Source organism: Hominenteromicrobium sp. (assembly GCF_046974225.1).
Taxonomy (GTDB): Bacteria; Bacillota; Clostridia; order Oscillospirales; family Acutalibacteraceae; genus Hominenteromicrobium; species Hominenteromicrobium mulieris.
The window spans coordinates 251,554-272,850 of sequence record NZ_JBKWAE010000002.1; the positions used below are offsets into that span (position 1 = coordinate 251,554).

A 21,297-nucleotide genomic window follows, 5' to 3' on the forward strand; every position below is an offset into this window, starting at 1 on the left:
GAATGGGTGCGCGGTTTTTGTTTTCTCCGCTTTATCCCCTAAATCTCGGTAGAAAACCGGAGGAATGAACTATGAAGAACAACAATACAAAAAAGCTTGCGGCCTGCGCGGTTATGGTTGCACTGGGCGCTGTGCTCAGCATGATCAAGGTGCTTCAGATGCCGTTTGGCGGTTCCATCACGCTGCTTTCCATGCTGCCCTGCGCCATGATTTCCATCATGTACGGCCTCAAGTGGGGCTTTGCGGCTTCCTTTGTGGAATCCGTCGTTCAGCTTGCGTTCGGCATCACGATGGACGGCATCCTCGGCTGGGGCATGACGCCTTCTGCTCTCATCGGCACGATTTTGCTCGATTATATCGTGGCATACACGGTTATCGGCATTGCGGGCATTTTCCGCAAGAAGGGTTATGTAGGCATTTGCTGCGGCACGGCGCTGGCTGTTGCGCTGCGCTTTGTGTGCCACTTCATTTCCGGCGCCATTATCTTTGCAAACTTTGATGAGTTTGTGGCGTTCGGCGCTTCCTGGGTGGGCCACCCGTGGCTTTACTCCTTCTGCTACAACGGCACTTACATGCTGCCGGAGCTCATCTTCACAGTTATCGCGGCGGTTATTCTGTTCCGTCTGCCGCAGATGAAAAAGCTCATCGCGGACGAGGGCGAATAAATCTAAGCAAGCGGAAATTTCGGGCGGTGCTCTGCGGAGTGCCGCTTTTTTCGCATAAAATCCCGCCGCGGTAGTTGTGTATCTTTGAAAAACGTGGTATGATTGATAAATCACAAGCGCAGCATCCAGCTGCACGAAGCCGTGCAGCAGCCAGCGGCGCGAAAGGAGTTTAACAAATGAAGAAAGTTCTGAAGCCCGAAGAAAAGACCATGGAAAAAATCGTGGCGCTCTGCAAAAACAGAGGCTACGTATACCCCGGCTCCGAAATTTACGGCGGCCTGTCCAACTCTTGGGACTACGGCCCGCTGGGCTGCCTTTTCAAGGACAACGTAAAAAACGCGTGGAAACGCAAGTTCGTGCAGGAGAGCCGCTACAACGTGGCGCTGGATTCCGCAATCCTCATGAACCCGGAAGTCTGGGTGGCAACCGGCCACGTGGGCGGCTTCTCCGACCCGCTGATGGACTGCAAGGACTGCAAGACCCGTCACCGTGCCGATAAGCTCATTGAAGACTTCACCGGCGAATCCGCAGACGGCTGGACGAACGAGCAGATGCAGCAGTTCATCGCCGACAACAACATTGCCTGCCCGGAGTGCGGCGGCCACAACTTTACGGATATCCGCCAGTTCAACCTGATGTTCAAGACTTTCCAGGGTGTTACGGAAGACGCAAAGAGCCAGCTGTACCTCCGCCCGGAGACTGCACAGGGCATTTTTGTCAACTTCCCGAGCATTCAGCGCACCACGCGCAAGAAGGTGCCGTTCGGCGTTTGTCAGGTGGGCAAGAGTTTCAGAAATGAGATTACCCCGGGCAACTTCATTTTCCGCATTCGCGAGTTTGAGCAGATGGAGTGCGAATTCTTCTGCAAGCCGGGCACGGACCTCGACTGGTTCTACTACTGGAAGGATTTCTGCAAAAACTGGCTTTTGAACCTCGGTCTGGACGAAGCGAACATCCGCCTGCGCGACCACAGCCAGAAGGAGCTCTCCTTCTACTCCAAGGCGACGACGGATATTGAGTATCTGTTCCCGTTCGGCTGGGGCGAGCTTTGGGGCATTGCAGACCGCACGGACTATGACCTCACCCGCCATCAGGAGCATTCCGGCAAGGACCTCTCCTATTTCGACCCGGAGACGAACACCCGCTATGTGCCGTATGTCGTCGAGCCGTCTCTCGGCGCGGACCGCGTAGCGCTGGCGTTCCTGTGCGACGCTTACGACGAAGAAAACCTCGGCACCGAAGAAAAGCCGGACGTGCGCGTTGTACTGCGTCTGCACCCGGCACTGGCACCGTTTAAGGCAGCGATTTTGCCGCTCTCCAAGAAGCTGAGCGAAAAGGCCGGCGAGGTTTACGATGCGCTCGCAAAGAAGTTTTCCGTTGACTTTGACGATACGGGTTCCATCGGCAAGCGCTATCGCCGCCAGGATGAGATCGGCACGCCGTTCTGCATCACGTATGACTTTGACAGTGAAAATGACGGCTGCGTTACCGTTCGCGACCGTGACAGCATGGAGCAGGAGCGTGTGAAGATCGACGAGCTTGAAGCGTACATTGCAGAGAAGATCGATTTCTAAAGAAATATAAATAGACACAGCACCGCCGTTTCGACTGCATGAACCGTGCAGAGAAGCGGCGGGTTTGTTTATTTTGCCGTTGAAACACCATGCAAAATATGCTAAACTAAATAAAAATGAATTCGAAATCGTGACACATAAAAGTTATCACGAAAGAGGAAATGGATTATGAGAAATACTTTTTCTAAACGTATATTTGCTGTTTTAGCGGCGGTTTTGCTCGGCGCTGCGCTGTGTGCGCCGCTTACCTTTGCGGATGAAGCCGATACGGCTGATACCACAGACAGCACCGAAACGGTGGACACCACGGAAGGCACGACCGACACCGCAGGCGAAGACAGCAGCGGAGCGGAATCGTTCTTTAATGAGCTGAAGGCCGATAACGGCGTCGGCCGCACGCTGTTCATTGCGGGTGCGGTGTGCATCGTGCTCGGTGTCGGCGGAATTGTCAGCATCATTTTGTGGCAGCGTGCAAGCCGTAACCGCGACAGCGGCGAAGCGGACCGCGCCGAGGTGCTGGATGAGATTGAGCAGGAGGAACGACGCAACCGCAGAAGACGCGAAGAAGAGCGCATGCGCCGCGAGCAGATGCAGGCGCGCCGTGAGGTAGAGCCCCGCGTGCCCACGTCCTTTGACCCGGATAGAGATACCGGCGAGCTGCCGGTGATGCCGGTAGCGGCGGAGTACACCGCAGAACGCCCCATCATGCCGGAAACGCCGGTCTCCATGCAGCCACAGAACGTGCGCCGCGCTGCGGTGCAGACCTCAGTGAATCGCGCGCCACGGCAAAGCGCCGCACCGAGAGCTGCAAAGCCCGCCGCACCTGCGCCGAAGCCCGTGCAGCAGCGCCCGGCAAATCCCTCGAAGCCGGCTGCACAGACAGTACAGGCAAAGCCTGCCGCGCCGAAAGCGCCCGAAAAATATGACCTTGAGGACATTTTAAGAGAAGTCCGCGAGATGAACGCGAATAAATAATCGTACATAAAAAGGCCTTTGCATCTCCGTTTTGGACGGTGCAAAGGCCTTTTGTCGTATTAATTTTGCGTCAGGTTCTTTTCTTTCTCGAAAAATGCTTTGCGCAATGTCTCGAAATCCTCGGGTGTGCAGACTTTTTTACAGGTGGAAATGAACGAGCCTGTCACCGTGAAGCACGCTTTCATGACGTCGCACGGGTAGTTTTCACACTGGCCGCAATGCGCGATGTGCTTTTCGTTCACGCACTTTACAAGGCGATAGCGGCACCAGTTTTCTTCCTTGCAGCCGGTACAGGCAATCTCCTCGTTTGTCACTACGTGGTCGCGGTAGCCGATTTTATACCACAGCTCGGCGGTGTGGTGCAGTTCTTCTGCGGTTTTGCTGTACGGCGGCACGTTGTAGCGCGGACATACCGCGCAGTCGTTTCCACACGCCGCAATGATTTTTTCACACATAGAGAACTCCCCAAAAAAACTATGTCTATTGCAGCTTGTCGCGGTAGTAGGCGAGAAGCAGATCGACCATTCTGCCGTAGGAGCGCAGACCGTTTTCCTGCCCGTTGGCTTTTAAATACGCGTCGTTCACGCGGTCGGAGACCTCGGAAACGGGCGTTTCGTACTGCTTCCAGTACGCATTATTTGACCGAATGTCGCGGCGCAGTGCGTCGCTTTTTAAAGCGTCCGCCTGGTTCCACAGGTCGCTGTCCACAGTGAGCAAAGCATTCATCGCGTGGACGGACGCCAAATACACACCGCTGTAACGGAATTCCGGGTCGTCACTTTGCAGGCATGCCAAAAATGCGATGAAATTCGCTTCGTCCTCGCGCATGTAGCCGGAAAGGTGTGAAAGCTCGTGGCACATCGTCACGGGGATCAATACGTCGTTCATGTGGACGTTGACGTTCGCTTCAAACGTGAACGGACAGTAAATGCCGCTGATGTCAAGGTACGACATCACTTCCGAGAACAGCACGGGCTTCGGTTTGCCGTTTGTGTAGAGCGTGGAATACGTATCATGAAGGCTGTTGAATGAGGATTTTGCTTCGTCTGCATCGAGAAAAACATCGTTTGAAAGCTGAAATACGCCGTTTTCATCTTCGGGCAGGTTTTCGCGCAATGTGTTCGCTTCGTTGATTAAATACGCGCACACATCGTAAAGCTCCTCGGCGGAGGACTCCCGCACGGTAAGTCCGCTGACGGCGGCAAAGCTGTACCGGCGGTGGTTCGTGCCGTAGTTCGTTACGCACAAAAACGCGATGCACGTGGCGATGAGAACAGGAACCGACAAAAACCGCACAAAGTACGCAAAACGGCCCTCTTTATGACGAATGAGTTTATAAACGCCGTGAATGAGATACGCTAAAATGAAAAGGACAAGCGCGATCAGACAAAATTCGCCGACAGAAAACGGGAAGACTCCCGTAATGGCGGAAAAGAACTGCGCGTACACGGGGTAGATCGTCACGGCATACCACTCGGCAAAATCTGCGCTCTGCCGTGCGGCGAAGTCCAAAAGGAACGCCGCAGGCAGCAAAAGCAGCAGCCAAAAGCGCTTTAAACGAAACGCTTTAAGATAAGTTTTCATAGTTTGAATTCCTCGGCGCTGTACTGCCCGAGCTTTTGTTCGCTTTTCGGCTCGCGGCGCAGTGGGTCATATTGAAATTTTGCGCAGTGCTCTCCGCCGAGCTGCCCCGCAAGACATTTTTTCTGTACGCCGTCCGCATGAAACGCGCAGTAAGCGCAGTCCGGCTCAATGCGGCTGCCAAACAGAGCGGGTGTTTGTTTTTTCTTTTTGCGTCCGAACACTTTCGTCGCCTCCGATTTTCAGGTTGCTCTTAGAGTTGTTCTCATTGTAGCATTTTCCCGGTGGAATTTCCACCACAAATTTTCGACGGTGTTTTTCCGCTGCGGAGAATACACGTGAGAAGAAAGAACATAGACAGCGCGATGAGCGCCAAGGATGATGCCGCGCTGCCCGCCATGGGCGCGGTGTTGAGGGGCGAGGTTTCCACGGCAACCGAGGTGCTTGCCGGGAGAAAATAGGAAAGCAGCAAATAAAATGCAGCGGAAAGCAGACCGTTTAAAAAGCGTGCGAGAACATATCTCGTTTTCGACAGCGGCAGCCCCGCTTTGTGGAAAAAGGAGAAGATCTGCAAGTGGATGCAAACGCCGGAAAAGCCGAGCCCGAACGCTAAAAAATAAACCGGCAGGTGCCAATATATGCACTGTGTGACTCCGGCGGTGATCTCCAGACCCATCGTCAGCAATGCGCCGGAAAGCGGCACGGTGAGCCCAAAGCGGGAGAGAAAACCGCATAAATACTGAAAAATGCCGGCATCGTGCAAAACGGCCAAAAGCATGGAAAACACAATGACGAACCCGCAAAGGGAAACGGTGGCCTTAATGCCGTCCTGCACAGCGGAGACGATGCCGCCGGGAGCAGATTCTGGCGATTTTAGGCTTTTTTCGGGTTTTTCGGCAAAGCGCGACAGGGTGAGTCCCAGAAGTAACGGCGCAAGTGCGCAGGCAAAAAATAAATTCAGCCCGATGCGCTCGCTTCTTAATAATAAACTGCCCGTATAGGCTGCCGCAAACGCATAGCCCGGCGCGGTACAGAAGCATAACAGCCGCGCCGCCTGTTCCCTTGTGAGCTTTCCGGTCGCGTATAAATTTGCGGTGATCTTCGCGCCGGTAGGGTAGCCTGCGGTGAGCCCCAACAAAACGGCGGGAGCGGCGCAGGCGGGTAGGCGGAACACATGACGCATTACGGGGGAAAGCGGGCGAAACAGCACCTGCGCCGCGCGGCTGTTCGTGCATAGGCACGCGAGTAAAATAAACGGGAACAGCGAGGGAATCAGCGTGCCGAGGCATGTGTGGATGCCGCTGACAACGCCTGCGGCGGCAGCGGTGCGGTGCCTGAGCAGGAGCAAGGCGAGCAGTAAAAGCGCGGCGGTGCGGATATAAAGCGCCGGAAGCTGCAATTTTTGGCGAATGAAAAAAGCGATAAATTCTGTATGCTTCGACACGGCGAACCCTCCTTTTGAAAAAGTATATGCGTGTTTTTCCGCACATACGTATAGAGGAGTAAAAAGAAAGAGGGTGGGTGCATGGGTGAGCTTGCAGATAAGCTGCGCTATGCCATGCAGGACGGCACGATCCGCACGGAGATTCTCGGCACGGCGAAGCTTATTTTAGAGGGTTGTGACGGCGTAATCGAATACGAAACGGAAAAGATCGGCCTGCGCTGCGGGCGGCGCGCCGTGTGGGTTGAGGGGAAAAGCTTACGGCTTTTGTGTCTTGAAGAGGACGGCGCGGTGATCACGGGACATATTGAGGCGGTGAGGTTCGCATGAAGAAAATCACGCATTGGGTGCTCGGCACGGCAACGGCGCGTGTTTCGGGCGATACGGCACGGTTTATAAACATTGCGGTGAAAACGGGTCTGCGCCCCATTCGACTTCAAAAGGATGGGAAAGACGTGCTTTTCACCTTGTATGCGAAGGACTACAAAAAGCTGCATAAGATCAAACAACGCACGCACGCGCGGGTGAAGCTTGCGGAGAAAAGCGGCTTCCCGTTTCGGTTCCGCCGCATGCTGCGCCGACCGGGACTTTTGCTTGGCACGGCGCTCGGCGTGGCGCTGATGCTGTTCCTTTCCGGCTTTTACTGGGAGATGACGATCTCCGGTGAAGATATTCCGTATGCCGAAAGCGAAATTTTAGCGGCAGCAAAGCGCGTTGGCGTGTATATCGGCGCGCCGCGAAGCACCGATACCGCTTTGGCCTCTGTCGCGCTTTTGGAGGAGCTGCCGGAGCTTTCGTGGGCATCGTTCAACACGGAGGGGTGCACCGTACAGCTTGAGCTGCGCACGTCCGTCACAAAGGCGGAGGGCGCGGAGCACGACGGCACGGGGGACATCGTCGCGTCACGCGCGGGGCTCATCCATTCAATCACGGCGCAAAACGGCACGGTGCTCGTGAAAGTCGGTTCTGCCTGCGCCGCGGGGCAGGTGCTTGTTTCCGGCATCACACAGGTGGGCGACCCGTATGACCCGGAATACAACCCCGTGCGCTGTTTTTACACCCGCGCCCGTGCGGAAATTCTGGCGGAGACACAGCGCACATTCACGGCATCCTGTCCGCTTAGTACCGGAACGGTGCGTGAAACGGACCTCGGTACACAGCGCGCGCTGTATATTTTGGGCGTGCGCGTGCCGCTCTCGCTTTCCGGCGCGCCGAAAGGCCAGACGGCATACACCCGCACGCCGTTCGTTTTGCAGGGGCACACGTTGCCGCTGTGGGTGGAAACGGTGCGCGTATATGAGGAGGAAACCGTGCCCGTTACGTTCACGGAGGAAGAAGCGCAGCGCCGCGCGCTTGAAAATCTGCATCAGCTGCAAAAGCTTGCGCTTGGAGAAGACGGGCGTGTGCTTACGGAAAACATCACATATCAGACAAAAAACGGCGCGGTTTACGTCACGTCCCGGTGCGTATGTCTCGAAAACATTGCGCAGGAGGCGCCGCTCACCCTGCCTGAAGAGCCTGAAAATTCGGAGATTATAGGGGTATTTGTCGGAAATGTACAGGGAAACGGCTAAATTTCGTTGAAAATTTCATAACCACATTGGGAACACTTATGCTATAATAAAACAGGAAATTCGGTTTTTTAGACTGCACGGTTTTTTAAAGCCGTGCGGCAAAAGGAGAACGATTTGGAAAGAAGCATTCATGTAGACAAAGCAGAATACGCGGCAGAGCTTTTCGGCAGCTTTGACGTGAACGCAAAGCGACTGGAAAAGGCATTCGGTGTAACGTTTTCCTGCCGCGATTCGCAGATCCACGTCATCGGCGAAGAACCCGGTGTTTCGCGTGCGGTGCGTGCGGCAGAAAGCCTTTTGCGGCTCGTCGAAAAAGGCGAAGTCCTAAACGACCAGAACGTCGGCTACTGCATCGACATGGTTATGGAGGACAGCGAAGCACAGATGGCGCCGCTTACGGACGGCTGCATCTGCATCACGGCGAAAGGCAAGCCCGTAAAGCCCAAAACGGTGGGACAGAAGAATTATTGCGACAATATTCGCAATAACACCATCACCATCGGCGTCGGCCCTGCGGGCACCGGTAAAACGTACCTTGCGGTCGCCATGGCTGTGACGGCGTTCCGTGCGCAGCAGGTGAACCGCATCATCTTGACGCGCCCCGCCGTGGAAGCCGGCGAGAAGCTGGGTTTTCTGCCCGGTGATTTGCAACAGAAGGTAGACCCCTACCTGCGCCCGCTTTACGATGCGCTGTTCGACATGCTCGGCGCGGAATCGTACGCCCGCCTTGTGGAGCGCGGCAGCATTGAGGTGGCGCCGCTTGCGTACATGCGCGGCAGAACGCTCGACGACAGCTTTATCATTCTGGATGAGGCGCAGAACACCACCTGCGAGCAGATGAAAATGTTCCTGACGCGTCTCGGCTTCAACTCCAAAATGGTCATCACAGGCGACATCACGCAGATTGATCTGCCGGACGGCAGACGCTCGGGCCTGAAGGACGCGATGCGTGTGCTGCGCAATGTGGATGACATTTCCGTTTTCCGTTTTACCGAAAAAGACGTTGTGCGCCATCGCTTGGTGCAGGATATCATTCGGGCGTATGAAAAAGCGTCCGCCGCAAAATAACCCCTATCGAAAGGATTTTAGCATATGGAAAAAATCAGAGTCATCATCACAAACAACCAGAAAGCGGTCAAAGTGCCGACCGGCGTGCGCATGCTCATCCGTCGCTGTTGCCACGCGGTTCTGCGGATGGAGAAGTTTGAGGATTCCGCTGAAATCAGCGTGACATTCGTGGACAACGAGCAGATCCGCGAGCTAAACGCGCAGTACCGCAACAAAGATGCCGCAACAGACGTGCTCTCTTTCCCCATGGGTGAGAACGGCGTGTATGACATCAACCACGATACCGGCGCGAAGATTCTCGGCGATATTGTGCTCTCTGTGGAAATGGCAATGGCACAGGCAAAGCGCTACGGCCACAGCTTAGAGCGCGAGATCGGCTACCTGACGGCGCATTCTATGTTGCACCTGCTCGGCTATGACCACGAAAACGGCGGCATGGAGCGTGTGCGCATGCGTGAAAAAGAAGAGTACGTTATGTCGCAGCTCGGCCTGCCGGGCACTTCCAGCTACACCGTTTAACATGGTGCCGGATTGGAAAACAAACGGTAAGACCCGCACGCAGGCGGACAGCTTTCGCGATGCCGCGCGCGGATTTTTCCATACCGTGAAAACGGAGCGAAACATGCGTATACACCTTACAGCGGCGGTATACGTTTTGTTTTTTTCGCCCTTTCTGGGCGTAACGCGTAGCGAATACGGCGTTCTGCTTTTGACCATCGCAATGGTTATCGCGGCGGAAGCGTTCAACACCGCCATTGAGATGCTGTGTGATTACGCGCAGAAAAGCTATAATCCGCTCATCGGCAAAACAAAAGATATCGCGGCGGGAGCGGTGCTTGTGTGCGCCGTTTTTGCCGCTTTTGTCGGTATAGCCGTTTTGTGGCGTCCAGAAGCGATCTTAGCGCTTTTGATAACAATCGTCACAAATCCGCTTTACCTTGTGCTTTTCATTCTGTCGCTCATTTTGGCCTTTTTCTTCATTTTCAAAGTGCCATGCGGTGTGCGGGAAAAGCTTCATAAAAAGTGATATAAATTATCAGAAAGGAAACCGCGGCTGCGTGCCCCGGGAAAACTATGGATACAGAAAACTACATGAACGAAAAATCGGCGTTTATCGCCATTGTGGGCAGACCGAATGTGGGCAAATCCTCCATTTTGAACCGCCTGCTCGGTACGAAGCTTGCCATCGTTTCCAATAAGCCGCAGACCACCCGCACGCGCATTATGGGCGTGTGGACAGAAGGCGAAACGCAGCTGGTGTTCATCGATACGCCGGGCCTCATCAAGCCGAAGAACTCCCTCGGCGATTACATGGTGAAAAGCGTTACCTCGTCCGTCGCAGATGTGGACGCCTGCCTGCTTGTTGTGGAGGCAAATACGAAAATCTCCAAAGCAGATGAAGAGCTTGTGCACCGCTTTAAAGATTTAGGTGTGCCGGCGCTGCTCGCCATCAATAAAATCGACCTTTTGCAGGACAAAAGCGTTTTGATGGAGCAGATTGCGAAGCTCTCCGCGCTCTACGACTTTGAAGCTGTGGTGCCGGTCTCCGCGCAGGACGGCAACGGCATGGACGCGCTGCGTGAGGAGCTCATCGCACTGGCGGAGCCGGGCGGACACTTCTTCTCGGAAGATACGCTCACAGACCAGCCGGAGCGCGTCATTGCGTCCGAAATCGTGCGCGAGAAAATTCTGCGCTTTACGGATAAAGAGATTCCGCACGGCGTTGCAGTCGTGACGGAAAGCATGCGCGACCTCGGCAACCTGACGGAGATCGATGCGACAATCTATTGCGAACGCGCCACGCACAAGGGCATCATCATCGGCAAGGGCGGCGCAATGCTGAAAAAAATCGGCTCGAAGGCAAGAGAAGACATGGAGCGCTTTTTCGGCTGCAAGATCAACCTGCGCCTTTGGGTAAAGGTGAAGGAGGACTGGCGCCAGCGCCCGCAGATCCTCACAAAGCTCGGCTTTAACGAGCACGATTTTGACCAGTACCAATAAACCGTGATTTTCGGGAAAACGGTCACATTTTGAGAAATTGACAGACGTTTCCACGGATAAAACCCGCAAAAACCGCAGAAGCTAAAAACAGCCATACGGTTTAGGAGGCGTTTGTATGCGAAATTCCCCGATACAGAATGCGGCGTATGCCGCGTGGAACAGCTTTTATAAAAGCGGCAAGGCGGAGGATTACATCCGCTACGTGCAGCTTACACGCCGGGAGCTTGCCGACGTGGATTTTACGGCAGGAGACTTTGATGCAGGTAAAGACCCAGGGACTCATCATTCGGGAGCAGACGGTGGGCGAGAGCGACCGCCTTGTCACGGTGCTGACGCGTGACGCGGGCGTGGTGCGTGCGTTTGCCCGCCGCGCCAAAAACTTAAAGGACAGCAAAAGCGCCGCAACGCAGCTTTTGTGCTATTCCCGCCTTTCTATTTTTAAGGGGCGGGAAAAATACATGATTGACGATGCCGAGCCGATCGAGGTCTTTTTCGGGATTCGGCGGGACATCGCCGCGCTTTCGCTGGCGCAGTATTTCTGTGAGCTGGCGTACTTAATGGTGCCGGAGGATACGGATTCCGAGGAATACCTGCGGCTCATCTTAAATTCCCTGCATTTTTTATCAAAGGGCACGCGGCCGATACGGCTGTTGCAGTCCGTGACAGAGCTGCGTATGCTCTCGTCGGCTGGCTATATGCCAAATTTAGTTGCGTGCGAAAACTGCGCCGCGTATGAGGCGGAAACGATGTTCTTTCTGCCGCAAAGGGGCATTATTCTGTGCGACAAGTGCTTTCACGGCGCGAATGAACCGTATGTTGCGCTGCCGCCGGGCGTGCTGACCGCCATGCGACACATTGCGTATGTGGATTTTGAAAAGCTCTATAACTTCTCGCTGCCGGAGGATGCGCTGAAAATTCTGAACGCCGCAACGGAAAGCTACGTTGTCCATACATTACATACCGTACCGAAGACCTTGGAGTTTTATAAAACGTTTTTGGATTAACAGAGGAGATTGACCCGGCAAAACCGGGTACGAAAAGAAAGCAGGAACAAAATGCTGAAAGATCATAAAGCGCTGGAGCTGGATAAAATTCTGCTTCAGCTTGCAAATGAAACCACTTGTCCGGATGCGGCGGAGCTGGCGCAGAAAATTGAGCCGGATACCGACATCCGCCACGTGGAGCGCCTTTTGCAGGAAACGGACGACGCGTTTGTTTTAATGGCAAAGTACGGCGCACCGTCGTTTTACGGCATGACGAATGTCACGAATGCGCTGCGTCGCGCAGAAGCGGGCGGCGTGCTGAATCTGGCGGAATTATTGTCTGTTGCCGCGACATTGCGTGCCATCCGCAGTGTTTCGGATTGGCGTAAAAAAAGCGAAAGCGTCAAAACGGCGCTCGATTACCGCTTCGAGACCTTGCAGCCGAACAAGTTTATCGAAGATCGCATCTCGATGACCGTCGTCAGCGAGGAAGAAGTTGCCGATACCGCAAGCGTCGCCTTGGCGGCTATCCGTCGCAAGATCCGCGCGGCATCGCTGCGCGTGCGCGAGCAGCTTGATAAAATGATCCGCTCGCAGACCTACCAAAAGTATTTGCAGGAGGCCATTGTCACCCAACGCGGCGGCCGCTACGTTGTGCCGGTTAAGGCGGAGTTCCGCAATGAAGTCAAGGGCCTCATTCACGATTCCTCCGGCAGCGGTGCCACCGTGTTTATTGAGCCGATCGGCGTTGTGGAGGCGAACAACGAAATCCGCGTGTTGCGCTCGGACGAAAAGGACGAGATCGACCGCATCTTGACGGAGCTTTCCCGTGAGATCGGCGAGTTTGCGGACGGCATCATCCAGAGCTACCGCGCGGCGGTGGAGCTGAATCTCATTTTCGCAAAAGGGCAGCTCGCCTACAAAATGAAGGCGACCGTGCCGAAGCTCAATCAGGAGGGGCGCATCGCCATCAAATCGGCGCGCCACCCGCTCATCGATAAAAATAAAGTCGTGCCGACCGATCTGTACCTCGGCAGTGATTTTGATGCCCTCATCGTCACCGGCCCGAACACCGGCGGCAAGACCGTCTCGCTGAAAACGGCGGGCCTTTTGACGCTGATGACCATGTGCGGCCTGATGATCCCCGCGGCGGACGGCAGCGAAGTTTCGATTTTTGACCACGTTTTGGCGGACATCGGCGATGAGCAGAGCATTGAGCAGTCTCTCTCCACGTTCTCGGCGCACATGACGAATATCATCCGCATTCTCAACATTGCGGACGACAAGAGTCTCATCCTTATCGATGAGCTCGGTGCGGGCACCGACCCGGTCGAGGGTGCCGCGCTTGCTATTTCCATCATCGAAGCCATGCGCACCAAAGGCACGCGCGTGATGGCGACAACGCATTACGCAGAGCTGAAGGCATATGCCATTCAAACCGTTGGCGTTGAAAACGCCTGCTGCGAATTTGACGTGGCGACGCTGCGCCCGACGTATCGCCTGCTCATCGGCGTACCGGGTCATTCCAACGCATTTGCCATTTCCGCACGTCTCGGTATGCCGGCGAACATCGTAGAGCACGCAAAGGAACTCGTTTCCGATGAAAGCACTATGTTTGAGGAAGTCGTCTCCCGCTTGGAGGAGAGCCGCCGCAAAATGGAAGATGAGCGTGAAAGTGCCGAGCAGCTGCGTTTGAAAGCGCAGAACATGGAAAAAGAGGCTGAAGCGCTGCGCGACCGCGCCGAAAAGGACGCGAAGCACGAAATTGAGCGCGCCAGAATGGAAGCGGCGGAGCTTGTGCAGAAAACGCGCCGCGAAGCCCAGAGCCTGTTAGACGAGCTCGAAGACCTGCGCCGCAATAAGCAGAAATTATTGACCGCAGAACAGAAAGCGCGCCTGAAGGCAGGCATCCGCGATATGGAAAAGGCCAGTGACCCGGTGCACGAGCGCCGTATAGACGAAGATTATGTGTTGCCGCGCCCCTTACAGGTCGGCGATACGGTACTGATTTACGACATCGATAAGATTGCGACCGTTTTGGATGTGCCGAAAAACGGCGACCAGATTTTGGTACAGGCAGGCATCATCAAAACGCGCGTGCCGCTGAAAAACCTGCGCCTGACCGACCAGAAGCCGAAGGAAAAGAAGAAAGCCGCAGGCGGTCACCGCACCGTGACGAAGAAGATGGATTCCGCTCCGGCGCGCAATGAAGTGGATGTGCGCGGCATGAATTTGGAAGAAGCGCTCATGGAAGTGGATGCGTTTATCGATCACGCTTTGATGCACAATCTCAACATGCTGACGATTATCCACGGCAAAGGTACAGGTATACTGAGAAACGGCATTCAGCAGCATTTGCGCCGCCACAAGGCCGTGAAATCCTTTCGCCTCGGCGTATATGGTGAGGGCGAAAGCGGCGTGACGATTGTAGAGCTGAAATAGCCTTAAGAGGATCGTAAGATGCAAAGTCTCGGCTTTACTTGACAGCAGCGAAAAATTCTCTTAAAATAGGTACAACAGAACCGATACCGCATAAAACTACGAAACAGGTTTTGTGCGGTATTATTTTACGCGGCCGGGCACAGCCGGGCTGCCGAAAGGCAGGGATTGGATGAAAAATCTATATAAAGCGGGTATGGGACGCTTTGCGGCGATATGCCTTGTGGTTTTGATGGTGTTTTCCACCGGCAACCTGTATGCGTTTGCGGATGAAGTCGGAAACGGCGACACGAGCACCTCGTCTTCCGAAGACGGAGACGACACGGGCAGCACCGTAAGCGCGACGGCAGCGGACGCCGAAGTGCCGGAGCAGCCCGCGGATCTTTATGTCTATGACGAAGCGAGTGTGATTTCCGCCAGTACGAAAACGGTAATCAACGATAAAAACGCTGACCTCAATGCGACGTATGGTGTGCAGATTGCGGTGTTCACCATGAACACTTTGCCCGGCGAAAAATCCGATTATGATGGCCGCGTGGCCTACCTTAAAAAGGTCATGGACACGTGGAAGCTTGGCGGCGACAGCAAAAACGGGCTTATCATAGGTCTTTCCGTTTCGGACGGCGACTATATGGCGGTGGCCGGTGACGGCCTGCACGGCGCGTTCTCCGGCACGGAGCTGAGCGCTTTGCTGCACGATAATCTGGAAGCGGATTTTCAGACCGGCGCATATGATGCCGGTGTTTTAAAGCTCTTTAACGCCGTGGCAGCGGCAGCGGAAACGTATAAATCCGGCAACCCCACAGACTCGGCGACTGTGGGCACTGCAAGCAACGCAGAGTCCACCGCCGGCGGTACGGAATCTTCTGCGGCCGAAAGCAGTGCATCCTCCGAAGCGAGCGGCCCTAAGGGTGGCTCGGTGATTTTCGGCATTTTGAAATTTGTTTTGGTGCTTGTCATTGTCTTTGTGGTGTTGCTGCTTATCGTGTACATCCACGGGCAGCGCGTGCGCAAAAAGCGCCGCGAAGCGCGCCGCAGACGTGCGGAACAGCGCCGCCGTGCCGCCGAGCAGGAAACGGCTGACCCGTACACCGCTCCGCGTAAGGAAGAACCGAAGCGCACGCTGGAGGACGATTACCTCGACTTTATGAACCGTTATAAATAACCGTAAATATAAAAATGCCGCAGGCACGGGAAAACCCGGTTGTCTGCGGCATTTTCTTTTGCGGTATGATCAGCCCTTTGCGCGTGCTGCGATGATGGAAGCCATTTCGCCGACGTTCTTCATGGAGGAGATTTCGCCCATCTTGAACTTCATGCGGAACTCGCGCTCTACAGCGGAGATCAGCGTGATGTGCTCCAGACTGTCCCAATCCTCAATGTCGTCTGCGGTCGTTTTCGGCGTGACGTGAATGGTGTCATCGTCAAAAACATCCTGAAATACGCGGTCCAGTCTTTCAAAAATTTCTCTTGTGTCCATGGTAAAATTCCTTTCTGTGATTTGATTTAATACTTAATTTAGCGAGGATCACGCTTCTGCGTGGTCGTTGCCGAACACTTCGATTACGTGGTTCTGCGGCTTGTAGTCCGCGACGCGCAACTGCCACACGGTGCTGCCGCCCTCGTGCTCCTCCGTCTTCGTGAAGCCGAAGCGACCGAAAAGGTCGCTGACCATCTTGTTTTTTGCGGTGGGGTAGTAGTAGCCGTTAATCGTCTCTACGCCCACTTCGCGGCAGCGCTCCACAAGACGGTCCAACATGGCAAATTCCATATCGCGCTTTAACACGCGGCAGCTCATCAGCCATAGGTCAATGTCGAGTGCCGTGCCGTTTTTTCTGCCGATGACGACGGAAACGACGCCGTTGTCGCCGAATTTATCGATGAGCTTACCGTACAGACGGATATAGCTGTCGTCCTCAAATACGCTTTCCATTTCGGCGGGCGTATAGCGGCGGGTGGTCACGTTGAACTGGTTGCTCTTGTTCGTGAGCTGTGTGATGCGCGCAAGGTACACCGGGATGAAATCATCGATGACGGCGTGCATCTCCAGGCTCTTTAAATAGTCGTTATAATCGCCGAACGACGCCATTTCCGCGGCGCGCAGGGCGTTTTTCTTGTACATTTCGTTGCGCTTCAAGTCATCTTCGCTGAAGGTTGTCACTTCAAAGAAGCCGCTGCGGTCAATCGTCGTGATGTAGTTTTCCACGCCGTCCATGTCCGGCACGGCCGCGCCCTTGATCTGCGTGCGCACGATCTCGCGCTCGGCGGGGTTATCGTCCGCAAAAACGATGGAATCCGGCAGAATGTTCAGTTCTGCGGCGGTCTCGGCAATGTTGCGGTCTTTGTTTTCCCAGTTTGCCTTAATGATGACGAAATCGTCCGGGCGCAGTGCACCTTCGGGGTGGTTTAACCCCGCAATGGCGTTTTCATGGTCATTTTTAGAGCAGACTGTCAACACGATGCCGAGACTTTTAAGCTGCTTTACGTAGGTCTGAAACTCGTAGTAGGATTGCGAAACGCCGGTCTCCTGGCCGATCTCGATGCCGTCTACGCCGTCGTCGCCCACAACGCCGCCCCACAGGGTGTTATCGAGATCAAGGGCAAGCGCCTTTTTATTCTTGCCGAAAATCGACTTGATAATGTGCGAAACACTGAACGCAAAGGACGGGATCGCCTCAAAGCACATGGCGTATTTGTACATGTTCCAGAACAGCGGGTTCGACCATTCTTTCAGGCCGTAATCGGCAGAAACAAAATTGAGGTCGTGAATATAAAAGCTCTCATTTTCGCGTGCGTAGGCGTAAAAAGCTTCGTTTAAGCGCGTGAGGAAATTCGTGCGGCCGTGGATGTCCCACGCGTCGCGGCTACCGAGCAGGCGGTAAAGCGGCATTTCAAAGTTATTTTGAATGATGGGGCAGTGAAACTTTTCCGCAATGCTTTTCCACATCGCCGTGAAACGGTTTATTTCCGTGTGCAGCTTTTCGTCTATTTGCTCCGTGGTGTCGGTCATCTCGGGCCAGTCCGTCACGTTGCGATTCGTGGTGTGGATGAACACAATGTCCGGCTTGAAGCTTAAAAGCGTTTCATCCGGGAACATGGCATCCTGAAAATACTGCGCGTATTCGGATTCGTAAAATTCCGGCTCAATACCGGCGTCTAAGAGGAAAAGCTCCAGCGTTTTTACAATGTCGCTTGTGGTGGAGCCGCCGAACACGGCAATCTTCTTTCTGATGCGCGAGGTGCCGTCTGCGAGCAGTGCTTTCTTTAAAGATTTGCGCTTTTTGATGATGTAAGCGGCGTCAAAGGGATATTCCAGTTCTTTCATAGGCGCTCCTTTGTCATTCTTTTGCGGAAGAGGTATCATCTGTACCGGTCGAGGTGGTGTTAGCGGCCATATCCGTGCCGGAAGTCGTCGTTGGTGCACTTGTCGCGGTCGGCATGACCGTTTTCGGCGTAACAGACGGGACAATGTGCGAATCGGTGATGGTCTCACCGGCGTTCTGCGCGATGAGGTTCTGAATGTTGTCGGCGTTATCGCCCACAACGGAGTATGCGGACATCGTAAAGAGCACGTCCGTGATGCCCATATCTTTGATGAAGCTGACGAGGTTGCACTCCAAATAGCGCATGTCGGCAACGTAGATCTGCTCAAAGGAATTCGTGTAGAACGGAATCTCCGCGTTACCGAAGCTGTCCTTAATGACGAGCAGCTTGCGGCCGTTCTTCATCTGCGTATCGACTTTTACGATGCAGGAGTCGCCGCCGAGGAACTTCAGGTACGCGTTTGCGGTGTCCACATCGGCAAAGAGGTCGTCTTCGTACTGGTAGTTAAAAGAAGTATCGTAGTAGGAAGCCACGTAGTTTGAGGCCGGCACGAAGTAGTGGAAGTCGTCCGGGTCGTTTAAAATACGCGTATCCTGCGAGAAGCCGTACATGGTGCCCACATAGCCCGGAATGGATTCCTCCGTGTAGGTGGAAAGGTCTGCGAACGGCACGCCTGCGGCCTCGGCAAACGTGCGGGCGGCATAGTAAGCGCCGCGTGCCTGCCAGTGGTGGTCGGTGCGCAGGTAAATATCTTCTTCCGCATGCTTTTTCATTACGTCCACAACGTTTACGGACTGAATGCCGGCATTCAGCTTTTCGGCAACGCCGTCAAAGCATTCTTTCTGGTCGCCAACATAATCAATGCCGTTTTTCGGGGTGTAGATGGCGGAAGCGGTGGGTGCGGGCATAGACCAAATGGTCACACCGCTGCCGACCTTGCTTTGCAGGTCGTTGAGTGCATCGGCGTAAGCGGTGCCGCCACCGCCGCCGAAGGCCTCCATGCAGCGCCAGTGATTATCCCAGTTTACAACAAGCAGGTTGTTCACCCATTCCAGTGTGCTGTTATCCTCGGTGCTGAAATCGCGGCCCATTTTTTCATCCGCAGCGCTCACGGCCGGGAACACACGCCCTGCGGCGTATTGCAGCAGATTCGTATTGTTTGGCACGGTGCCGTTTGCGGGTGTGGTCGTCTGGGTGTCACCGTTTGCGGCAGAAGTATCGGTGTTATCTGTGCTGTCCGTCTCGGGCTTTGCGGTGCTGACCGTTGAAGCGAACATCTTCATACCAAACAGGTTCTTAATGGAGTTGCTCATATTCTTAAAGCCGTCGTGGTTCGGCACGGTATCGTCAAACCATGTGGCGACGTCCGCCGTAAACGAGCCGGAAAAATACGATGCAAAAGAGAATTTCGGGAATTCCGCAAGGTTTCGGTTTTCAATCTGTGAGACGGTGGAGCGCGGGAAAAGGAGCAGATACAGCGTCATCAGGGCGAAAAGAATGACCATAACGCCGACGGATAAAACGGAAAGCCGCATGTTCAAAAGCTCGCGGCGGCTCGGTTTCGGCTTGCGGCGGCGCTCTGCGGGTTCGGCGCTTTCATCCGCAGTCGGCGCATCTCCGACTTCGGTTTTCTCCGGCTTCGCTTCCGGTTCGGCGGGCTTGCGGGGAGCAAAATAATCAAGGTCAAGGTCTTTAAAATCGTTCATGTCAATGAGCACCTCCCCTTAGAATCTGAAATACAGGAACACGTTGTTCGTGGTATCAACGAGCAGAACACTCACGACGGCGAGCAACACCATACAGACCGCAACGGAGCCGACGCGGCCGATGGTATAAACGGTATCGTTTTTGCTCTCGAGAAAATAACTCTTGATCTTCGGCAATACCGGCAGGCTGACGAGAATCGCGAACAAAATGAGAAAGATATTGTTGCGCAGGGAGGAGAACGTCATGGGGTCCGTAAACGGCGCGCTGTTCGCAATCATGCTGATGCCCGTGATATTGAGGAAAAACTGACTAAGCTGGCCGAGATCTTCAAAATAGAAGATGCCGAAGCCGAGGATGATGACAAGCTTCGTATACACATGCTTCCACACGATCGGCCATTTTTTCATGCGCTTTTTGCCCATTTTCTGCTCGAACAGCATGAAGCAGCCGTAGTAAAGGCCCCATAAAATGAAGTTCCATGCGGCACCGTGCCAAAGACCGGTGCAGAACCAAACAAGGAACAGGCCGAAATACTTGCGCGGCTTGCCGAAAAACGGCACGTACAAAAGGTAGTCGCGGAAGAAGGAGCCGAGGGAGATGTGCCAGCGCTGCCAGAACTCCGCAATGGTGGTGCAGGCGAACGGATGGCGGAAGTTTTCGTCAAAGCGGAAGCCAAACATGCGGCCGAGGCCGATGGCAATATCGGAATAACCGCTGAAGTCAAAGTAAACATACAGCGAATACACGATGATGGTGTACCATGTGCCGAGCACGGAAAGTCCCGTGATGTCCTTGCCAAAGAACGTGTTGACGATGGACCACAAATTGTTCGCGATGATGACCTTTTTCGCAAGGCCGAGAATCACGCGCAGCGCACCTTCGCATAGGTCGGTCGCGTTGACGGAGCGGTTGTCGATCTCCTGCTCCACAACGCTGTACCGCACGATCGGGCCGGCGATGAGCTGCGGGAAGAGGGACAGGTACAAAAGAAATTTGTGGTATTTCGGCTGCACGTCTACCGTTTCCCAGTAGCAGTCCAAAATGTAGGAGATAGCCTGAAACGTGTAGAAGCTGATACCGATGGGCAGCGTGATCTGCGGCACGGGAATGGCCGCGCCCGAAACAGCGTTCAGGTTTTCTACAATGAACGCGCTGTACTTAAAGATGAGCAAAAGCAGAATATCTACCAAAATACCGCCGCCAACGGCTAACTTTGCGCGCGGGGTATCCCGAAATTTGCCGATCAATATGCCGATGAACCAGTTAAAGAATGAACTGAACAGCAAAAGCAAAATCCAAAGCGGCTCGCCCCAAGCGTAAAAGATGAGTGAAAAGACAATCAGCACGATGTTTTTGGTGCTGAGCTTTTTGGCGAGGCCGTAACAGATGAGGCACAGTGGCAAAAAGACATAGATAAAGAACAAATCGGCAAAAACCATGTATCGGGCTCCTTAATCCTTTGTTTTTTCCGTGCAGGCACATTTCCCGATGCCCGCGGTGTTTGGTTTCCATAAGTTTTCATACATATATCAGTATAGACGAAAAAGCGAAAAGCGTCAAGGCAAAAGCCACCCAGAGCCTTACCTTTTGCGGAAAATTTGCATGGGGTTTCAAAGCTTTTTCTGTGTATATTTCAGTGCGCGAAAATCCAATATGATTGACAAATGCGCCGCCGTGCGGTACAATAACACAGTACACTTTATGACCCCAATTTAACACGTCTCAGCAACTCAGTTGGATAGAGGTCACGCTCCTAAGAGAACCTAAAAGTGTTCCCCAATAGATGGGTAATTGCCTCATAAATTAAATATGCGCTTGTACCTCAGCAGGATAGAGGGTCCGCCTCCTAAGCGGCAGATGGTTCGATTCCTTCGAGCAGTAAAAATTGCATAAATCTTAAAAATGTCTCAGTAGCTCAGCTGGATAGAGCACACGCCTCCTAAGCGGCAGATGGTTCGATTCCTT

20 protein-coding genes and 1 tRNA gene are annotated in these 21,297 nt (G+C 54.1%); 13 read left to right on the forward strand and 8 right to left on the reverse strand.

Translation table 11 applies throughout. From position 1 onward, the window contains the following. Nucleotides 1–71: 71 nt before the first annotated feature. The 3 genes from ACLTX1_RS02855 to ACLTX1_RS02865 all read left to right on the forward strand — a co-directional run bounded on the left by ACLTX1_RS02855 (nucleotide 72) and on the right by ACLTX1_RS02865 (nucleotide 3,214). Complete coding sequence (locus ACLTX1_RS02855) at nucleotides 72–665, forward strand: energy-coupled thiamine transporter ThiT (RefSeq protein ID WP_308449851.1); 594 nt, start codon at nucleotides 72–74, stop codon at nucleotides 663–665. A 176-nt stretch (nucleotides 666–841) separates the two neighbouring features. Further along, nucleotides 842–2,239 (forward strand): glycine--tRNA ligase, encoded by a 1,398-nt coding sequence (locus ACLTX1_RS02860; RefSeq protein WP_176819761.1) that lies wholly within the window; start codon nucleotides 842–844, stop codon nucleotides 2,237–2,239. A 168-nt stretch (nucleotides 2,240–2,407) separates the two neighbouring features. After that, a complete protein-coding gene (locus ACLTX1_RS02865; protein ID WP_412330432.1) occupies nucleotides 2,408–3,214 on the forward strand; it encodes a hypothetical protein in 807 nt (268 codons plus the stop codon). A 59-nt stretch (nucleotides 3,215–3,273) separates the two neighbouring features. Here the strand turns inward: ACLTX1_RS02865 and ACLTX1_RS02870 are convergent, their stop codons facing one another. From ACLTX1_RS02870 to ACLTX1_RS02885, 4 genes are read right to left on the reverse strand one after another with little or no spacing between them, the layout of a single operon-like run. Beyond that, nucleotides 3,274–3,669: a DUF3795 domain-containing protein gene (locus tag ACLTX1_RS02870; RefSeq protein WP_412330433.1), complete on the reverse strand. Its 396-nt coding sequence runs from the start codon at nucleotides 3,667–3,669 to the stop codon at nucleotides 3,274–3,276. Nucleotides 3,670–3,694: 25 nt separating this feature from the next. Continuing rightward, nucleotides 3,695–4,798: a DUF3810 domain-containing protein gene (locus ACLTX1_RS02875; RefSeq protein ID WP_412330434.1), complete on the reverse strand. Its 1,104-nt coding sequence runs from the start codon at nucleotides 4,796–4,798 to the stop codon at nucleotides 3,695–3,697. Beyond that, nucleotides 4,795–5,019, reverse strand: a complete 225-nt coding sequence (locus ACLTX1_RS02880; RefSeq protein ID WP_176819765.1) for a hypothetical protein — start codon at nucleotides 5,017–5,019, stop codon at nucleotides 4,795–4,797. Before ACLTX1_RS02880 ends, ACLTX1_RS02875 begins: the two co-directional genes overlap by 4 nt. Nucleotides 5,020–5,060: 41 nt before the next feature. Next, the gene (locus ACLTX1_RS02885) at nucleotides 5,061–6,239 is read right to left on the reverse strand and encodes a hypothetical protein (RefSeq protein WP_308449847.1); all 1,179 of its coding nucleotides are present in this window, start codon (nucleotides 6,237–6,239) and stop codon (nucleotides 5,061–5,063) included. A gap of 81 nt (nucleotides 6,240–6,320) precedes the next feature. Between ACLTX1_RS02885 and ACLTX1_RS02890 the strand changes: the two genes are divergently transcribed. From ACLTX1_RS02890 to ACLTX1_RS02930, 9 genes are all read left to right on the forward strand, one after another. Next, a complete protein-coding gene (locus ACLTX1_RS02890) occupies nucleotides 6,321–6,566 on the forward strand; it encodes a YabP/YqfC family sporulation protein (RefSeq protein WP_176819767.1) in 246 nt (81 codons plus the stop codon). After that, nucleotides 6,563–7,810 carry a sporulation protein YqfD gene (locus tag ACLTX1_RS02895; protein ID WP_412330435.1) on the forward strand — a complete coding sequence of 416 codons (1,248 nt, stop codon included), beginning with the start codon at nucleotides 6,563–6,565 and terminating at the stop codon, nucleotides 7,808–7,810. Before ACLTX1_RS02890 ends, ACLTX1_RS02895 begins: the two co-directional genes overlap by 4 nt. A 114-nt stretch (nucleotides 7,811–7,924) precedes the next feature. Continuing rightward, nucleotides 7,925–8,878, forward strand: a complete 954-nt coding sequence (locus ACLTX1_RS02900) for a PhoH family protein (RefSeq protein WP_176819769.1) — start codon at nucleotides 7,925–7,927, stop codon at nucleotides 8,876–8,878. A 24-nt stretch (nucleotides 8,879–8,902) separates the two neighbouring features. Next, on the forward strand, nucleotides 8,903–9,397 hold the full coding sequence (gene ybeY / locus ACLTX1_RS02905; RefSeq protein ID WP_176819770.1) for an rRNA maturation RNase YbeY: 495 nt from the start codon (nucleotides 8,903–8,905) through the stop codon (nucleotides 9,395–9,397). Between the two features lies 1 nt (nucleotide 9,398). Next, a complete protein-coding gene (locus tag ACLTX1_RS02910) occupies nucleotides 9,399–9,905 on the forward strand; it encodes a diacylglycerol kinase family protein (RefSeq protein ID WP_316686728.1) in 507 nt (168 codons plus the stop codon). A gap of 65 nt (nucleotides 9,906–9,970) precedes the next feature. After that, complete coding sequence (gene era / locus ACLTX1_RS02915) at nucleotides 9,971–10,879, forward strand: GTPase Era (RefSeq protein ID WP_412330436.1); 909 nt, start codon at nucleotides 9,971–9,973, stop codon at nucleotides 10,877–10,879. 257 nt (nucleotides 10,880–11,136) lie between these two features. Continuing rightward, nucleotides 11,137–11,883, forward strand: coding sequence for a DNA repair protein RecO (recO, locus tag ACLTX1_RS02920; RefSeq protein WP_308449844.1), 747 nt, complete (start codon nucleotides 11,137–11,139; stop codon nucleotides 11,881–11,883). A gap of 51 nt (nucleotides 11,884–11,934) precedes the next feature. After that, a complete protein-coding gene (locus ACLTX1_RS02925) occupies nucleotides 11,935–14,304 on the forward strand; it encodes an endonuclease MutS2 (protein ID WP_412330437.1) in 2,370 nt (789 codons plus the stop codon). 169 nt (nucleotides 14,305–14,473) lie between these two features. Continuing rightward, complete coding sequence (locus ACLTX1_RS02930) at nucleotides 14,474–15,466, forward strand: TPM domain-containing protein (protein WP_412330438.1); 993 nt, start codon at nucleotides 14,474–14,476, stop codon at nucleotides 15,464–15,466. A gap of 69 nt (nucleotides 15,467–15,535) precedes the next feature. On the opposite strand, the gene ACLTX1_RS02935 is transcribed toward ACLTX1_RS02930, so the two are convergent. The 4 genes from ACLTX1_RS02935 to ACLTX1_RS02950 are packed head-to-tail and all read right to left on the reverse strand — an operon-like array spanning nucleotide 15,536 to nucleotide 20,771. Beyond that, nucleotides 15,536–15,781, reverse strand: a complete 246-nt coding sequence (locus ACLTX1_RS02935) for an acyl carrier protein (RefSeq protein WP_176819776.1) — start codon at nucleotides 15,779–15,781, stop codon at nucleotides 15,536–15,538. A gap of 48 nt (nucleotides 15,782–15,829) precedes the next feature. Further along, nucleotides 15,830–17,626: an HAD-IIIC family phosphatase gene (locus ACLTX1_RS02940; RefSeq protein ID WP_412330439.1), complete on the reverse strand. Its 1,797-nt coding sequence runs from the start codon at nucleotides 17,624–17,626 to the stop codon at nucleotides 15,830–15,832. A gap of 13 nt (nucleotides 17,627–17,639) precedes the next feature. Continuing rightward, nucleotides 17,640–19,331 carry a DHHW family protein gene (locus ACLTX1_RS02945; RefSeq protein ID WP_412330440.1) on the reverse strand — a complete coding sequence of 564 codons (1,692 nt, stop codon included), beginning with the start codon at nucleotides 19,329–19,331 and terminating at the stop codon, nucleotides 17,640–17,642. 18 nt (nucleotides 19,332–19,349) lie between these two features. After that, nucleotides 19,350–20,771 carry an MBOAT family O-acyltransferase gene (locus tag ACLTX1_RS02950; RefSeq protein WP_412264952.1) on the reverse strand — a complete coding sequence of 474 codons (1,422 nt, stop codon included), beginning with the start codon at nucleotides 20,769–20,771 and terminating at the stop codon, nucleotides 19,350–19,352. Nucleotides 20,772–21,143: 372 nt separating this feature from the next. Here ACLTX1_RS02950 and ACLTX1_RS02955 point away from each other — a divergent pair. Then, a tRNA-Arg gene (locus ACLTX1_RS02955) sits at nucleotides 21,144–21,213 on the forward strand. The last annotated feature ends 84 nt before the right edge of the window (nucleotides 21,214–21,297 follow it).

Bases quoted from the DNA above. Each gene is read 5' to 3' on its own strand.
- ACLTX1_RS02855 (WP_308449851.1), top strand. From the start codon at position 72: ATGAAGAACAACAATACAAAAAAGCTTGCGGCCTGCGCGGTTATGGTT.
- ACLTX1_RS02860 (WP_176819761.1), top strand. From the start codon at position 842: ATGAAGAAAGTTCTGAAGCCCGAAGAAAAGACCATGGAAAAAATCGTG.
- ACLTX1_RS02865 (WP_412330432.1), top strand. From the start codon at position 2,408: ATGAGAAATACTTTTTCTAAACGTATATTTGCTGTTTTAGCGGCGGTT.
- ACLTX1_RS02870 (WP_412330433.1), bottom strand. From the start codon at position 3,669: ATGTGTGAAAAAATCATTGCGGCGTGTGGAAACGACTGCGCGGTATGT.
- ACLTX1_RS02875 (WP_412330434.1), bottom strand. From the start codon at position 4,798: ATGAAAACTTATCTTAAAGCGTTTCGTTTAAAGCGCTTTTGGCTGCTG.
- ACLTX1_RS02890 (WP_176819767.1), top strand. From the start codon at position 6,321: ATGGGTGAGCTTGCAGATAAGCTGCGCTATGCCATGCAGGACGGCACG.
- ACLTX1_RS02895 (WP_412330435.1), top strand. From the start codon at position 6,563: ATGAAGAAAATCACGCATTGGGTGCTCGGCACGGCAACGGCGCGTGTT.
- ybeY (WP_176819770.1), top strand. From the start codon at position 8,903: ATGGAAAAAATCAGAGTCATCATCACAAACAACCAGAAAGCGGTCAAA.
- ACLTX1_RS02910 (WP_316686728.1), top strand. From the start codon at position 9,399: ATGGTGCCGGATTGGAAAACAAACGGTAAGACCCGCACGCAGGCGGAC.
- era (WP_412330436.1), top strand. From the start codon at position 9,971: ATGAACGAAAAATCGGCGTTTATCGCCATTGTGGGCAGACCGAATGTG.
- recO (WP_308449844.1), top strand. From the start codon at position 11,137: ATGCAGGTAAAGACCCAGGGACTCATCATTCGGGAGCAGACGGTGGGC.
- ACLTX1_RS02925 (WP_412330437.1), top strand. From the start codon at position 11,935: ATGCTGAAAGATCATAAAGCGCTGGAGCTGGATAAAATTCTGCTTCAG.
- ACLTX1_RS02930 (WP_412330438.1), top strand. From the start codon at position 14,474: ATGAAAAATCTATATAAAGCGGGTATGGGACGCTTTGCGGCGATATGC.
- ACLTX1_RS02935 (WP_176819776.1), bottom strand. From the start codon at position 15,781: ATGGACACAAGAGAAATTTTTGAAAGACTGGACCGCGTATTTCAGGAT.
- ACLTX1_RS02940 (WP_412330439.1), bottom strand. From the start codon at position 17,626: ATGAAAGAACTGGAATATCCCTTTGACGCCGCTTACATCATCAAAAAG.
- ACLTX1_RS02945 (WP_412330440.1), bottom strand. From the start codon at position 19,331: ATGAACGATTTTAAAGACCTTGACCTTGATTATTTTGCTCCCCGCAAG.
- ACLTX1_RS02950 (WP_412264952.1), bottom strand. From the start codon at position 20,771: ATGGTTTTTGCCGATTTGTTCTTTATCTATGTCTTTTTGCCACTGTGC.